2 protein-coding genes are annotated in these 956 nt (G+C 62.0%); both read left to right on the forward strand.

Translation table 11 applies throughout. The annotated features are described in order from the left end of the window. A partial coding sequence (locus tag EN969_RS32910; RefSeq protein ID WP_245467635.1) for a hypothetical protein occupies positions 1-338 on the forward strand: 338 nt, incomplete at its 5' end. Positions 339-525: 187 nt separating this feature from the next. After that, the coding region (locus tag EN969_RS32915; RefSeq protein WP_206525310.1) for a metallophosphoesterase at positions 526-956 on the forward strand (431 nt) is incomplete at its 3' end.

Below are 956 nucleotides of genomic sequence, written 5' to 3' on the forward strand. Positions count from 1 at the left end.
GTGCCATTGCGGCGATGCTCGCCGCCTGTGCGACCAGCGGCCCCGATCAACCGCCGATGGCAGCGGCGCCGAAAGGCGTCGAGGGCTCGTGGATCGACGCCAAGGGCACCGGCCTGTCGACCTTCACCGGCGGCACCTTCACGACGGTAGCCACCGACACCGGCCAGAAGCTTGCCGACGGCAGCTACACGATGACCGGCGCCACATCGGTGCAGATCAACGGCACCTCGCTGATCCGCCAGACCGCGGTCAGCTTCAACTGCCTGATGGTGTCGACAAGCCAGCTCAACTGCACGAGCTCCAGCGGTCAGAATTTCGTGCTGACAAGGCGCGTCTGAACCCACGACCATTCGTTTTCCAAGGACGGCGGCTGGTTGGCCGCCGTCCTTTTTTGTGCCGGCAAAGGGTCCCGGATTCCGCTTGCGTCATCCGGAACGCGATGGGAACATGGCCAAAGCGCCGGCTGTTATGTTCCAGTCAAGCAAGAGCGCTAATGGCCTCTGATCAGCTTTCCGGGAGACGAAGATGAAGAAGCTTGCCGCCATTGCAGCCCTGTCAGCCTCAGCCCTCGGCCTGTCGGCCGGCGCGTCCTTTGCCGACTACACGCTGAACATCCTGCATATCAACGACTGGCACAGCCGCATCGAAGGCAACAACAAATATGAATCGACCTGCTCGGCGGACGAGGAGACCAAGGGCGAGTGCATCGGCGGCGCGGGCCGGCTAATCACCGCGATTGCCCAGGAACGCAAGAAGCTGGAAGGCCAGAACGTGCTGCTGCTCAGCGCCGGCGACAATTTCCAGGGCTCGCTGTTCTACACGACCTATAAGGGCAAGGTCGAAGGCGAATTCCTCAACGACATGAAGTTCGATGCCATGGCCCTCGGCAACCATGAATTCGACGACGGCGAGGCCGCCTTGGCGCCGTTCCTCGACATGATCAAGTTCCCCGTGCT

Source organism: Mesorhizobium sp. M7A.F.Ca.CA.003.01.2.1 (genome assembly GCF_003998945.1).
Taxonomy (GTDB): Bacteria; Pseudomonadota; Alphaproteobacteria; order Rhizobiales; family Rhizobiaceae; genus Mesorhizobium; species Mesorhizobium ciceri.